Origin of the sequence: Exiguobacterium sp. s183, from assembly GCF_018617655.1 — a bacterium.
In the GTDB taxonomy this organism is placed as follows: Bacteria; Bacillota; Bacilli; order Exiguobacteriales; family Exiguobacteriaceae; genus Exiguobacterium; species Exiguobacterium aestuarii_A.
This window is the reverse complement of the sequence record NZ_JACSKN010000003.1, coordinates 100,284-114,423: the sequence shown is the minus strand read 5'-3', so window position 1 is coordinate 114,423 and position 14,140 is coordinate 100,284. Positions and strand designations below refer to the sequence as shown.

General features: G+C 50.8%; 18 protein-coding genes and 1 other annotated feature. All 18 genes read left to right on the top strand.

Annotated features, from left to right (window positions below; genetic code table 11):
• The first annotated feature begins 15 nt into the window (after nt 1-15).
• The 18 genes from KNP62_RS08935 to obgE all read left to right on the top strand — a co-directional run bounded on the left by KNP62_RS08935 (nt 16) and on the right by obgE (nt 14,139).
• Nucleotides 16-768, top strand: coding sequence for a prepilin peptidase (locus KNP62_RS08935; RefSeq protein WP_214785278.1), 753 nt, complete (start codon nt 16-18; stop codon nt 766-768).
• 13 nt (nt 769-781) lie between these two features.
• A complete protein-coding gene (pilM, locus tag KNP62_RS08930; protein WP_214785277.1) occupies nt 782-2,350 on the top strand; it encodes a pilus assembly protein PilM in 1,569 nt (522 codons plus the stop codon).
• Entirely contained in the window at nt 2,347-3,054 is a 708-nt protein-coding gene (locus KNP62_RS08925; RefSeq protein ID WP_214785276.1) for a hypothetical protein, read from the top strand. Before pilM ends, KNP62_RS08925 begins: the two co-directional genes overlap by 4 nt.
• Nucleotides 3,055-3,195: 141 nt before the next feature.
• Nucleotides 3,196-3,780 (top strand): Maf family protein, encoded by a 585-nt coding sequence (locus KNP62_RS08920; protein ID WP_214785275.1) that lies wholly within the window; start codon nt 3,196-3,198, stop codon nt 3,778-3,780.
• Nucleotides 3,781-3,803: 23 nt separating this feature from the next.
• Nucleotides 3,804-4,433: a RadC family protein gene (radC, locus tag KNP62_RS08915; RefSeq protein WP_214785274.1), complete on the top strand. Its 630-nt coding sequence runs from the start codon at nt 3,804-3,806 to the stop codon at nt 4,431-4,433.
• 223 nt (nt 4,434-4,656) lie between these two features.
• Nucleotides 4,657-5,022 carry a hypothetical protein gene (locus tag KNP62_RS08910; RefSeq protein ID WP_214785273.1) on the top strand — a complete coding sequence of 122 codons (366 nt, stop codon included), beginning with the start codon at nt 4,657-4,659 and terminating at the stop codon, nt 5,020-5,022.
• A gap of 44 nt (nt 5,023-5,066) precedes the next feature.
• A complete protein-coding gene (locus KNP62_RS08905) occupies nt 5,067-5,300 on the top strand; it encodes a hypothetical protein (RefSeq protein ID WP_214785272.1) in 234 nt (77 codons plus the stop codon).
• Nucleotides 5,301-5,913: 613 nt separating this feature from the next.
• Nucleotides 5,914-6,951 (top strand): rod shape-determining protein, encoded by a 1,038-nt coding sequence (locus KNP62_RS08900; protein ID WP_214695333.1) that lies wholly within the window; start codon nt 5,914-5,916, stop codon nt 6,949-6,951.
• Nucleotides 6,952-6,964: 13 nt separating this feature from the next.
• On the top strand, nt 6,965-7,855 hold the full coding sequence (mreC, locus tag KNP62_RS08895; RefSeq protein WP_074035245.1) for a rod shape-determining protein MreC: 891 nt from the start codon (nt 6,965-6,967) through the stop codon (nt 7,853-7,855).
• Nucleotide 7,856: 1 nt separating this feature from the next.
• A complete protein-coding gene (gene mreD, locus KNP62_RS08890) occupies nt 7,857-8,351 on the top strand; it encodes a rod shape-determining protein MreD (protein WP_083600174.1) in 495 nt (164 codons plus the stop codon).
• A gap of 5 nt (nt 8,352-8,356) precedes the next feature.
• Nucleotides 8,357-9,025 (top strand): septum site-determining protein MinC, encoded by a 669-nt coding sequence (locus KNP62_RS08885; RefSeq protein ID WP_251125649.1) that lies wholly within the window; start codon nt 8,357-8,359, stop codon nt 9,023-9,025.
• 5 nt (nt 9,026-9,030) lie between these two features.
• Nucleotides 9,031-9,888 carry a septum site-determining protein MinD gene (gene minD, locus KNP62_RS08880; RefSeq protein WP_214695335.1) on the top strand — a complete coding sequence of 286 codons (858 nt, stop codon included), beginning with the start codon at nt 9,031-9,033 and terminating at the stop codon, nt 9,886-9,888.
• Between the two features lie 43 nt (nt 9,889-9,931).
• Nucleotides 9,932-11,257, top strand: coding sequence for a ribonuclease E/G (locus KNP62_RS08875; RefSeq protein ID WP_214785270.1), 1,326 nt, complete (start codon nt 9,932-9,934; stop codon nt 11,255-11,257).
• Nucleotides 11,258-11,312: 55 nt separating this feature from the next.
• Nucleotides 11,313-11,385: a sequence feature (ribosomal protein L21 leader region), on the top strand.
• 15 nt (nt 11,386-11,400) lie between these two features.
• Entirely contained in the window at nt 11,401-11,709 is a 309-nt protein-coding gene (gene rplU, locus KNP62_RS08870; RefSeq protein ID WP_015881153.1) for a 50S ribosomal protein L21, read from the top strand.
• 3 nt (nt 11,710-11,712) lie between these two features.
• Nucleotides 11,713-12,048, top strand: a complete 336-nt coding sequence (locus KNP62_RS08865) for a ribosomal-processing cysteine protease Prp (RefSeq protein ID WP_074035231.1) — start codon at nt 11,713-11,715, stop codon at nt 12,046-12,048.
• Between the two features lie 12 nt (nt 12,049-12,060).
• Nucleotides 12,061-12,342 (top strand): 50S ribosomal protein L27, encoded by a 282-nt coding sequence (rpmA, locus tag KNP62_RS08860; RefSeq protein WP_015881155.1) that lies wholly within the window; start codon nt 12,061-12,063, stop codon nt 12,340-12,342.
• 66 nt (nt 12,343-12,408) lie between these two features.
• The gene (locus KNP62_RS08855) at nt 12,409-12,849 is read left to right on the top strand and encodes a Spo0B domain-containing protein (protein WP_214760561.1); all 441 of its coding nucleotides are present in this window, start codon (nt 12,409-12,411) and stop codon (nt 12,847-12,849) included.
• The gene (gene obgE, locus KNP62_RS08850; protein WP_074035227.1) at nt 12,850-14,139 is read left to right on the top strand and encodes a GTPase ObgE; all 1,290 of its coding nucleotides are present in this window, start codon (nt 12,850-12,852) and stop codon (nt 14,137-14,139) included.
• The last annotated feature ends 1 nt before the right edge of the window (nt 14,140 follow it).

Genomic DNA, 14,140 nt, shown 5'->3' with positions numbered 1-14,140 from the left:
AAGGAGGATCCTCCCTTGATTGAATTGATTGGATTCTTATATAGCATCGTCCTCGGGGCGGTTATCACGTCGTTCACCAACGTCGTCGGGCTCCGCGTGCCACGTCAACAATCCATCGTGACACCGCGTTCACATTGTCCGTCTTGCGGTCACGAATTGTCACCGTGGGAACTCATCCCGATATTCGGCTATCTCGCCCTTCGTGGGAGATGCCGTGGGTGTGGCGAGCGGATCGCGCCGACGTATCCGATCTTTGAATTGCTCGGAGCCATCGGATATGGCTATAGCTTTGCGCTTTACGGATTTAGCATGACGACGCTTCTCGCGTTCGCCTTTTTATCGACGTTGTTGGCGCTCGCGATGTCTGATTTATCAACGATGCTCGTGCCGAACGTCATCTTGCGTGTAACGGCACCGATATTACTCGTCCTTACATATGTAGCAGGTGCCACGTGGTGGTCACCCCTTGCTGGGGCGCTCCTTGGATTTTCTCTTTTAGCGACCGTCTTTTTCGTCTCAAAAGGGGGACTTGGGGCAGGTGATGTCAAATTGTTTACCATGATCGGTCTCGTGCTCGGTCCTCGGGATGTGCTCGTCGCGTTGTTCTTATCGAGTTTGATTGGTGCGGTTGTCGGAGTGGCCTTGATCGCTTCAAAGAAAATTGGACGCAAACAACCGATTCCGTTCGTGCCATCGATCGCACTCGGGACGATGTTGACGTTTTGGTTTAGTGAAAGCTTTTTTGATTGGTATTATGAGTTGATGTAGGGGGAAAACGATCATGAGTCGTGGGATAGAGAAAGGGACGGTCACCTATTTTTCGTTTGATGCGCTCAGCATCCACGGTGCCGTCATCAAACAAGGTGTGTTCAAGCGAAGCGCCTCAGTTCAGTTGGCGAAAGATGCGTATGGCGAAGGGAAGATTCTCGATGAGACGGCGTTCAGTCTCGCCTTCGACGAACTCTGCCGCAAGTTGAAAGTCCGTCGCGGTATGACGTGTGCGGTCGCATTGGATGAGACAGAAGTGTTGTCACGGAAAGTTGAGATTCCTTCTACGATTCCGAAGGATGAGATCCGTGGCTACTTGTTCATGGAAATCGGTAGTTCCATCATCTTACCGTTCGACGATGTGTCGTTCGATTATGAAGTGTTAGGTGAAGACGGGGTCAAGACGGACGTCATGCTCCATGCCGTATCGATTGAGCTGACGAAGTCACTGCGCTCGTATATGAAAAAACGTGGTCTCGCATTGAAGAAAATCACGCCTCGCTCGGTCGCAGTCGCGAACGGCGTCATGCGTTTATCAGACATCGATTCGCTCCAGTCGACGCTCATTTGGCACGTGACACCATTCTCGCATCAATTGTTGGTGTTAGAAGAAGGACAGATTCGCTTCATTCGTTCCATCGAGTCAGACCTTCCGTACCAAGTCGGGACGAAAGACGGCGTAGTGACGTATACATACAACGGAACGGATGAGATGAAAGCGAACCAGATGGATGACTGGTTGAACGAACTCGCCCGATTCCTTGATTTCTATCGTTACTCGCTACGGACGGATGGTCGTGCCATCGACCACTTGTACGTCTCGGGTACAGTATCTGAAGTGGATGACCTCGTCCGCATGATTCAAGCCGAATCTCTCGTCTCCGTGACTCGAGTCGAACAACCGCTCGCGATTGCCCATGGGACACCGCTATCGCATCAGATGCTTCCTTTACTCGGGATGGCGACCCTTCAACGGGACCAGGATACGAACTTCATCAACTCGACCGATGTGACGCTCCGTTGGCCAATCGTGACGGGACTTGTCGCACTTCTCCTCGGAGGAGGCGCTGCCGGTTACCTGTACTATGAGGTGGGGCAATTGGAAGCAGAACAAGCACGTATTGAAGAGGAACTCCAACTTGTTGAAATCTATCAAACGGAACAAGTGAACTCGAAAGCACAACAAGTGCTCTCGCTCGACCAGACCGTGACGGCGTTGACGGACATGGAGAAAGATGCGGTGCCGGCACTTCGGGCGCTGACCGAACAATTGCCTCCGACGGGTTACGTGTTGACGTATAACTACGCGGACGGATCGATTATGAGCGTACGGACACAATTTGAAACGCTCGAGGATTTGAACGCCTTCCAACGTTCGCTTATGACCGATGAACGCTTCCTTGACGTGAAACTTCTCGGCGTGACGACAGAATTGAAGGCGGTAGAAGAGGAAGAAGAGGAAAATTCATTCGAAGAAAACCCGCTTCCACGCTACATCGGAGAGTTCACGTTCATGTTCCAAGATGTGGAGGAAGAATTGACTGAAGAAGAGGAAGCAGATGCGGAGGTGGTGAGTCAATGAAACGTTCGACAATTTATGCGCTATTTGCGATTTGCCTCCTCGCAGCCATCCTAGCACCGGCTTACTTCGGCTATACGTACTTCATCAAACAAGGAGAAGTCGAAGCGCTCGAGCGAGACCTCTCGCTCGAACGGACGAAGCTTGAACTGTTGCGTCAGGAAGGGAAAGCCGTTGACGTGGCAGACTCACAAACGCTCCAGACGCGTGTTCCGACGGCACCTGCACTCGATACGGTCGTCGAGGCGTTGTCACAGGCAAGCTTGCTCGCTGGCGTCGATGTGACAAGCATCGCCTTCGCGGACGGCTTGGTGGCCGAGTCAGAGGTACCTGAGACAGTCGAGCCGTTCAATCCGGCCGACGTCAGTGAGACGAATGAACCGGCTGAACCGACAGACGTCGCACCGGTCAACGCCTCGACAATTCGTTCGACCGTGACCCTTCAGGCCGAAACGTATGATGCCCTCGTCTCGTTTTTAGAATCGATTGAGTCGATGAACCGCATCCATGTGTTGCGGACGATTCAATTCACAGGACCAGCCGAGACAGGACCGAATACGGTCGAAGAAGTACAGGCGCTTGATTTTACGGTCGAGCTAGATGCCTTCTATCGCCCGGACCTCGATCAACTCATTCCAGATCGTTACATCCCGGAACCAGCCTTCGAACAGAAGGATATCCCGGTTTACGACTATACGACACCATAAATCGACACGTCCCTTCAGAAAATGAAGGGGCGTTTTTTTCGACCCGAGTGATTGTGTTTACGACCCGTGTTGCCTACAATCAACAGAGAAGTGTGAAACGGCAAGGAAGCCCGTTTTAGAAGAAGAGAAGGAGTCGATACAATGAATTCAACACAGAAGCGTGTCATTCTCGCCTCGATGTCACCACGACGTACGGAGTTACTGCGTAAAGCGGGAATCGAGCATGAGGTCATCCCATCGAACGTGACGGAAGGAACGGACGGCAAGGAGTCCCCGAGCGATTATGTCGCCCGTCTCGCTCGTGAGAAAGCGATGGATGTGGCACGGGATCATCGAGATGCTATCGTGATTGGTGCGGACACGGTCGTCGTCTTAGACGGCGTCATCTTGGAGAAGCCAGCGGACCGAGAGGATGCGAAACGGATGCTCCAACGCTTGTCCGGCTCGACCCATGAAGTGCTGACGGGCGTGAGCATTATCGGTGCGACGCAGGACTTGTTCGTCACGACGACGCATGTGACGTTCGATGTGATTCCGGAAAGTTGGATGGAAGATTACCTTGATTCCACAGAACCGTATGACAAGGCAGGAGCATATGGCATCCAAGGGTCGGGTGGTCTTTTCGTCGAGAAAATCGAAGGTGATTTTTATAACGTCGTCGGCTTACCGATTCATCCTCTCGTCAAGACGCTCGAACGGCATGGGGTGACACCTCGCTTCCTGTGAATGCCTTGAAAGTAGGTGAAGGAATGACCATGGTGATTGACCGTAGTGTAGAGACCGCCATCGCGAGATTGCTTCAAATCGGAGGACGTGGACCGGACCCGATGGAGACGGCACGCCGCATCTCGGATGTGTATCCGACGTTACGGGCGCTGTCACAGGCGTCCGTCCATGACTTGTGCAAAATCGAAGGGATGACGAAGAAGAAAGCAGAGCAACTCCTGGCCGCGTTCACGATTGGGATTCGATACGTCGAAGAACCGAAAGCGAGTATGCCGACGATTCGGTCGCCGCAAGATGCGTATGAGTTGTTGCGGGATGAATTGCGGCTTTTGAATCAGGAGCATTTCGTTTGTCTGTATTTGAATACGAAGAATCAACTCATCGCCCGGAAGACGCTCTTTGTCGGTGGACTCAATTCGTCGATTGTGCATCCGCGCGACGTGTTCCGCGAAGCGCTCAAGTTATCGGCGGCGTGCTTTATTGCCGTGCACAATCATCCGAGCGGGGACGCGACGCCGAGTCGGGAAGACATCGAGGTGTCCGAACGGTTGGTTGAAGCGGGTAATATCGTCGGCATCGCCTGTCTTGATCACGTCATCATTGGAGAAGACCACTACGTCAGCATGAAGCAGCGGGGATATATGAATGGGTGAATTAAGGGCAGGTGAGTTCACCTGTCCTTTTCATATATGGAATAATTACTTAACTTTGTAAAATTAATCATCATTAAGTAAGTGTGCTATCGTTTGATTATTGTAAATTAAATTTATATAGAATAATCGTTAAATTACAGGAATCTACAAACTTCAATTGAATATAAAGACAGAACAATCATTCATTTTAAACCGTTTTTTATCAATTAGTAGGAGGAGAGCAATGATTTATATATTCGGTTGTTTAGTAATAACAATCTGTTCTATATTGATTTTCAAAAATCTTGGTATTCACAATGCATTTTCTAAAGGTATTGGGATTGCAGTCGCCCTATCAGTCTTAGGGACAATTAGTCTTAGTCAAAATTACACGCAAAGTTTAATACCTGAAGCAAACGATGGAATAGGGATCTCAAATCAAATTGCCTATTGGATAATCGGTGAAGGTAGATGGTCTCTAGAAATGTTTCAAACTATGTTTGAACTTTCCATGTATATTACATTAGTCTTGATTATGGTTTATCCGATTGTGTTAGTCACAGAATCAAAACTAGTAAAAAAAACTAGGATAAACAATTCGATGAATTAGCCGATATCAATTGAATATCGCTCATCGCCTACCTCGGTCTAATCGTGCTCGCATTCAACGAACTCGACCAACTCGACCAACTCGACCAACTCGGCATCTGTACGGTACTCGTACGCTTACTTCTCATGTACACCGGCATTTACATATTCGTCATGACGACGACGAGCTTTTTAGCCGGAGCGACGCGCTTGAAGCCGTCCCGCTTCTTTCGACCGGTCCTGATCTTCTCAGTCTTCTTTTACAGATTTTACGAACGGAAAAGCCCATATCGGGCATAGCCCGCCTTTAGGCATGGGATGAAAGTGAGTTCGGATGTTTTCACATCCGACGTTCTGGTATACTTATCCCATAGACAAGAACAAGTCTCTAAAACGCCTGTGTCCATCGTCCCTTGAAAATCGTATACGGTTCGGTCATGAAAACATATGACCGGTAAAACGATGCCTGTCGTCATGCAAAAGACGCTAAAACATCAGATAGACACGCCTGCAACGACCTGTGGTGGATGGTAACAGTCCACCAGCCTGAGAACCTATACGGTCTGTCTCAGGAAGGGTGATGGCACACCCTCATCTGAAGGCTTGAGCAAAACAGAAATGGACTGCGCTCGCACAAGCACTTCAGAATCCCACGGTTTTAATCGTGGGAGTGTCAAGGCGCGATGTTACTACTTCCGCTCCAACCTGGTTTGTAACCGTTCTCTCTTAGGCAGACGCCCACTCGCGTCTGCTTTTTTGATTTGCCTTTTTCCTCAAAAGAAGGCAAACTAGTAGACGGTGAGACAGGACTGAGATGCGGTTATTGTAAATAACCTGTAATCGAATGAACGTTTTCAAACATGATTTTTCCGTTATAATAAAAAATAGTGTAACGAAGAGAGGAGCAACACCTATGTTTCGTAGTTTTAACCGAGAAATCGGAATCGACCTTGGAACGGCTAACACGCTCGTTTACGTAAAGGGTCAAGGAATTGTTGTTCGTGAACCGTCCGTTGTGGCGTTCCGCACAGATACAGGTAGAATTGAGGCCGTTGGTAACCAGGCCAAAGATATGATTGGACGCACACCAGGGAACGTCTCTGCTCGTCGTCCGATGAAAGACGGCGTTATCGCTGACTTTGAAACGACAGCAACGATGATCAAATACTTCATGGAGCAAGCTCAAAAATCAAAAGGCGGTTTGTTCTCATCGAAGACGAACGTCATGATTTGTGTGCCAAGTGGCATCACGTCTGTTGAAAAACGCGCTGTTGAAGACGCGGCAAAACAAGCAGGCGCTCGTGAAGCTTATACAATCGAAGAACCGTTCGCGGCAGCAATCGGAGCAGGTCTCCCGGTTTGGGAACCGACTGGCTCGATGGTCGTGGATATCGGTGGCGGTACGACCGAAGTCGCAGTGATCTCACTCGGCGGCATCGTGACAAGCCAATCGATTCGTGTCGGTGGTGACGAAATGGATGACGCCATTATTCGTTACATCAAAAACAAGTACAACCTCATGATCGGGGAACGTACGGCCGAGACGCTCAAGATGGAAGTCGGTTCAGCACGTATCGACGCATCAAACGAGGCGGAGAAGATGGAAATCCGTGGTCGCGACCTCGTGACAGGACTTCCGAAACAAATCGAAGTATCGTCTACAGAAGTGTGCGAAGCACTCTCAGATACAGTCGAAGCGATCTTGGCAGGTGTCAAGCAGACACTTGAACAAACACCACCAGAACTCGCGGCTGACGTGATGGACCGTGGAATCGTCTTGACTGGCGGCGGCGCGCTCCTCAAAAACTTGGACGACGTCATCTCAGACGAGACGCACATCCCGACACTCGTTGCGGATGAGCCACTCGACTGTGTAGCAGTCGGTACAGGAAAATCTCTTGAAATGATGGACGTCCTCCGTTCGAAATCAGGCATCTCGTCACGTCGATGAGAGGTGAGACACGATGAGCCGATTCGTACGTAATAAAAAGCTCATCATCACGCTAATTGTACTGATCTTGTTTTTCGTCATTTTAGGGGTTTCGATTCGAGGACGATCGGAATCAGCCTGGTACCAAGACGTCACGCGTGATGTGGTCGGCACGTTCCAGCGAGTGTTCGCGGTACCAATCGGATGGATGGACTCGACCGTCTCATCCATCTCGGACGTCCGCGACATCTACGAAGAGAACCGTCAACTGAAAGAACATTTGGCGAAGTATGCTGAGGTATCGGTTGAGGCGGATGATTTGCGCCGTGAGAATGAGGAGCTTCGAAAAATGGTCGAAGCGAAAGACGAGTCGTTACGCGACTTCGACCTCATTCCGGCGGAGGTCATCGGGCGGACACCGAACGATTGGCAACGCTACGTCACCATCAACGTCGGTTCTGAAAGCGGCGTTGAGAAAGGCATGGCCGTGACCGCGGCGAGCGGGATGGTCGGTCGTGTCATTCAAACGAGTGCCTATACGTCACAAGTGCAGCTGCTCAGCGACAACAACCGGACGAACAACGTCTCGGCTGTCGTCAAAGATGCTGACGGCAAAGCGACGTATGGGACGATTGACGGCTTCGATACGGAGACGAACGAGTTATTCTTCACGAAAGTATCGAATAGCGTCAAGCTGAAAGAAGGAGAAATTGTATCGACCTCTGGACTCGGAGGACGTTACCCGGCCGGACTCGTCATCGGTACGATCGAGTCGATCGAGACAGACGAATATGGCGTCTCTCAAGTCGCCCGGATCAAACCGGAGGCCGACTTCAATGAGTTCTCACAAATGTACGTGATTGATCGGACACTAGACGAACCGTTTCTAACGGGTCCCGAGGAAGGAGGAGCAGCGGGTGAGTAACATGAAAGTGTTCATCGCCCTGTTCCTCCTTTTTCTTATTGAAGGAACATGGGCATCGATTTTCTCGTGGCACTATGCCACGCCGTATCTTTTATTGACCTTGATCGGGCTGATGTTCGTCAGTCTGTACGGTCGATGGGAGACGGCGCTCGGGTTCGGTCTTGTATTCGGATTGCTGTATGATATCGTCTACACCGACTTGCTCGGAATTTATGTATTTACTTTTTCACTCATTCCTCTCTTAGCCAGCTTCGTGTTAAAATATATAGGTGAGAACTTCTTCTCCGTCACCATCACCTTCACGTTCATGATTGTCGTATTCACAGTTGCGATATACGGGATCATGGCAGCAATCGGTGGGACGTTGATGACGATTCAAACACTATTGATTGAACAGATTCCAGGGACCGTGCTCGTCAATGCCATCGCCATCGTGATTCTTTATTATCCGATGATGCGGTATGTGACGATCAGACCTGTTGTGAAAAGAGGGTAGCCATGATGGAGCGTAAACGACACATTACGATTAAAGGACATCGCAACGGAATTGCCATCCACTTCAATCCGAAGAGTGGCATCGACGAGGTGCTTACGGACTTTGAAGCGACATTACAAGAAATGGAGCCGCCGTCCGGTAAGATTGCCCTGAAGTTGCACGCGGGTACTCGTTATCTTGACGAGGAGCTGACACGTCAAATTCGTGAGGTCGTCGCTCGTCATGGCGTTTTTTATATTGAAGACTTGTCGAGCGATGTCATGTTGACGGAAGAAGCGAAAACGACGTACGGCAGAAAGACGTTCCACTATCATAGCGGGACGATTCGCAGTGGGCAGGTCCTCGCGTTTGATGGTTCGGTGCTTGTAATTGGGGATATCAACCCTGGTTCTGAGGTCCGGGCGACAGGAAGTATTTATTGTTTGGGCACGATACGAGGAAATGTGCGTGCGGGTGTCGAAGGATGGGAAGAAGCGGTCATTACCGCAAGCCTCCTCCATCCGAAGTTTTTGGCAATCGGCGAACATGTTCTCACGTCCGACGATGAGGAAGAACTTCCTGAGATTGAGATGGGTTGTGCGTATCAGACGAATGACGGGATTGAGATGACACGTCTCCGCCACGTCATGACCGGTCTGAAAGACGCATATGCAATGGAATTACAGAGAGGGTGAGTGGAATGGAGCAAGTAGTGGAGCCTGTACATACAGAAAAAGAAGTGAAAAACGGCAGAGCCATCGTCGTGACATCAGGAAAAGGGGGCGTCGGGAAAACGACGACGACCGCCAACATCGGGACGGGGCTCGCCTTGTCTGGACACTCGGTCTGTCTCGTCGATACGGATATCGGGTTGCGTAACCTCGATATCATTCTCGGACTCGACAACCGGAGCATTTATAACCTCGTCGATGTCATCACGGGACAATGTAAGTTGAATCAGGCGCTCGTTCGCGACAAGCGGTTTGAAGAGATGTACTTACTTCCGGCCGCGCAGTCGAAAGACAAGACGTCGGTCAATCCTGAGCAAGTGAAAGAGATTGTCGACCAGTTGAAGACGGAATATGATTTCGTCTTGATCGACTGTCCTGCTGGGATCGAGCAAGGGTTCATGAACGCGATTGCCGGAGCGGACGAGGCGATTGTCGTCACGACGCCTGAGAAGGCGGCCGTTCAAGACGCGGACCGCATCATCGGGATGCTCGAGCAAGCGAGTCACATCGAAGCACCGAAACTCGTCGTCAACCGGGTGAAGAACCACCTCGTCGAATCGGGTGATATGCTCGATATCGATGACATCATGCGCATCTTGTCGATCGACCTCCTTGGCGTCGTCATCGACGATGAGGAAGTCATTGCCGCTGCGAACCGCGGGGTGCCGGTCACGATGAACCCGGACAACAATGCCGGACAAGCGTACCGCAACATCACACGTCGCATCCTCGGCGAATCGGTCCCGCTCATGTCGATTCAGACAGAGACGGCGCCGGTCGGCTTCTGGGCACGACTCATGATGAAATTTGGAATGAAAAAAGCGTAAAGGCAACGAAAGTTGCCTTTTTCTGTCGAAAGGAGAGGTGCACATGAAGTTAATCTACGAACGAACACCTTCCATTGAACGGGCGATGCTCGTGGACGGGGAACGGTTACTCGAGGTCGAAGAACGCTTCGTCGACCAACTGTCGGTCGGTACAATCGTCGAGGCTGCGATTGAACGGATCCACCCGTCACTCGGCGCAGCTTTTTTGACGGACGGGGAGACGACGTTCTTTTTACCGATTGCGGAGACGCTTCGCGCACTTGCCTCGTATCCGGACGTGCCTGCCATCGGACAAGCGGCTGTCGTCGGGGAAAAACGACTCGTACAAGTGACGAAAGAAGGCATCAACGGCAAGCATCATAAAGTGACCGAAAACATTCGGTTCGGTGGACGCTATCTCGTCTACTTCCCGTACGGTCGTCGGAAACTGTTCAGTCGCAAGCTCGACCTCGTCACGCAGGACCGTCTCTCGAAGTCGGGTGCCCTTACAGAAGAGGAAGGGGTCCTGTTTCGGACGGAGGCCGGACAAGTGGCACCAGACGCCTTACAGGAAGAACTCGATCTGCTCCGAGATCGTGCGAAAGCTGTAATCGAACAGCGATACGGACAAGACGAACTACTGTGTGAACATTTCGTACGGCGTCATGCGGTCGAATCGGTCCTCTTGAACGACAAGGAAGGACAAGCTCGCGTTGAACGCTTGGACGTTCCTGTGAAACGTCACATCGGGAAAGGGCGCATCCCTGAGGCGAAGCGTCTCGACGAGGCGATTGAAAAGCTCGAGAGTCGTGCCGTTTGGTTAGATGGCGGGGCGTTCGTCTTAATCGAACAAGTCGAGACGATGACCGTCATCGACGTCAACAGCGGGAAGAACGTCGCCGTCAAAGACAAGGGACGCGCGGCCGACACAATCAATGAAGCAGCGCTCTATACGATCATGGAGCAGTTGCGTTTACGTAACATCGGCGGCATGATTGTCATCGACTTCCTACGCGGTTCGAAAGATGGTCAGACCCGTCTCCTGAAAAAGATGAAAGAGCTCGGGGCACGTGACCCACGACGCGTCGAAGTGTACGGATTCACACGAATGGGGTTATTCGAATTGTCACGGGAGCGGACCGGACGCTCGATTCAAGACCGAATGACGTATGGAGGCAAGCCGTCGAAACTGGCTGTCTTCTCGCAGTTTGAACGCGCACTCCTTGATTTGAGCGGGCAATACGAGGCGGTCGTGCTCGCACTACCGAAAAAGTGGCATGACGCTTCCTGGCATGAATTCGACATCGACGTGCACCTCATCGAAGGGGAGCCAGAGTTCGCCTTTTACGGGACGTCTGCAGAATGTCAGAATTTCTTATCTCGCCGTTGACAATGAATAATTGAGAGTGGTATTATCTATAACGTTAGTTCGTTTGGAAGCACCCAAATGGCTACAACCGCACAGAACGGGTTTTAAAGGTATTTGCCCTGCCCAGGATGGCGAGTCTGAGTTTAACAAGGAGGTGCACGTATATGTACGCAATCATCAAAACTGGTGGTAAGCAAATCAAAGTTGAAGCAGGTCAAGAGATCTACATCGAAAAACTCGATGCTGATGTCGAAGGTACTGTAGAATTCGGTGAGGTTCTTTTCGTTGGTGGTGACGATGTTAAAGTCGGCGCTCCACTCGTAGAAGGCGCTAAAGTTGTCGGTACTGTGGTAAAACACGGCCGCGCTAAGAAGATCACTGTCTTCAAAATGAAAGCTAAGAAAAACTACCGTCGTAAGCAAGGTCACCGTCAGCCTTACACGAAAGTTCGCATCGAGAAAATCGAAGCGTAAGCTATGATTCGGGTCAAGGTAAGACGAGACGAGGCGAACTCGATTCGCTCCGTCGAAGTGACTGGTCATGCCAACTTTGCAGAACCTGGTTCTGACTTGGTGTGCGCCGGTGTTTCAGCCATCATATTTGGTGCCTATAACGCCGTCGAAACGCTTGCGGGTCAATCGCTTCTTGTAGAAATGGCAGATCAAACAGAGGGTGGTTACTTTTATGTCGAGACGTATCCTGACTTATCACCGCAGGATATGGAACGCACCCAACTGTTATTAGAAGGGATGCTCGTGCAGTTAGACACGGTCGCCCAAAGCTACGGTGAATATATCCAAATTGAACAATAGGAGGTGGACCTCATGTTACAATTGAACCTTCAGTTCTTCGCTTCGAAAAAGGGAGTTGGTTCGACTAAAAACGGTCGTGACTCAATTTCGAAACGTCTCGGTGCAAAACGCGCTGACGGACAAACAGTTTCAGCTGGATCAATCCTTTACCGCCAACGCGGTACAAAGATTCACCCAGGTGAAAACGTTGGCCGTGGTGGCGACGACACTTTGTTTGCGAAAGTTGACGGCGTAGTACGCTATGAGCGTCTTGGTCGCGACAAGAAACAAGTGAGCGTTTACCCAGTCGCGTAAGTTGAACGACGCAGAAGACTCTAGCCACTTTTTTGGTTAGAGTCTTTTTTTCTAGGAGAGGATCAAATGGATTCAGAACAGACACTCGAGCTTTTATCGACCGTCCGTCACGAATGGATGAATCGGCTTCAATTGATCTCGCTCTATGCGGCACTCGATCCGACTAAGCTCGAGGAACTTTACGAACGCTATCGGAAACAGGCCGACGAGGAGAGTGCGCTCGTTCGGTTGAATGTGCCACAGACGAGCCTTGTCGTGATTCAAGCGAATTGGGAAGGACGGATGACGTATACGATTTCGACCGACCAACTCGCCATCGATGATGCGCGAGTGGCAGAGATGCTTGTCCGCTTGTTGAAAGACACGGACGGGCCGATTCATGTGACGTTCACGGACGGACTGATGGTTCGCGTCACGGGAGAAGTCCCGGAAGATGTGTTCACGTCAGCCGATGTGTACGAACAGAACGTAGAGATGACTACGTTTCACATAAAGGAGGGGAAATAAATGTTTGTCGATCAGGTTAATATTTTTGTAAAAGCTGGAGACGGCGGAAAAGGGATGGTTGCCTTCCGTCGCGAAAAGTATGTCCCAGATGGTGGACCTGCAGGTGGTGACGGTGGTCACGGTGGAGACGTCGTCTTCGAAGTAGAAGAAGGATTGCGCACACTCGTTGATTTCCGTTATTCGAAGAAGTTTATCGCCCATGATGGCGAAAAAGGAATGTCAAAAGGGATGCACGGACGTAAAGCGAAGCCGCTCATCGTCAAAGTCCCACCTGGTACCATCGTATTCGACGCAGAGACGGATACGGTCATCGCCGACTTGACGGAGCACGGACAACAAGCGACGATCGCCAAAGGTGGACGTGGTGGACGTGGGAACTGTCGTTTCGCGACACCGGCCAACCCGGCTCCAGAAATCGCGGAGAACGGTGAACCAGGTCAAGAGCGTGAATTGCGTCTTGAATTGAAACTCCTCGCAGACGTCGGACTCGTCGGTTTCCCGTCTGTCGGGAAATCAACGCTTCTATCTGTCGTTTCGTCGGCACGTCCGAAAATCGGGGCGTACCACTTTACGACGATCACACCGAACCTCGGTGTCGTCAAGACAGCGGACGACCGCAGCTTCGTTATGGCCGACCTTCCAGGTTTGATTGAAGGGGCTAGCCAAGGCGTCGGTCTCGGTCACCAATTCCTTCGTCATATCGAACGGACGAAAGTCATCGTTCACATGATCGATATGAGTGGGATGGAAGGACGCGATCCGTTCGAAGATTACACGACAATCAACCGTGAGCTTGAGTCGTATAACTTACGTCTTCTCGAGCGTCCGCAAGTCGTCGTGGCGAACAAAATGGATATGCCGGACGCAGAGGAACATCTTGAAGAGTTCAAGAAGAAAGTAGGAGACGATGTCAAAGTCTTCCCAATTTCTGCCCTCGCACAAGATGGCCTTCGTAACTTGTTGATCGAAGTGGCGAACTTTGTCGATACGACACCTGAATTCCCACTCGATGAGCTTGAAGAGAAGACAGCGACGCCTCGTGTCGTGTATCGTTATGAGAAGGAAGAGAAAGGCTATCAGATCCACATCGATGAATACGATCGCTTCGTGATCACGGGCCCACGCATCGAGAAGCTCTTCAAGATGACGAACTTTGACCATGATGAGTCGATCAAACGATTCGCTCGTCAAATGCGTCAGATGGGCGTCGATGATGATCTTCGTAAGCTCGGTGCCGAAGACGGCAGCGTCGTTGCGATTCTCGACTTCGAATTCGAGTTCGTGGAGTAAG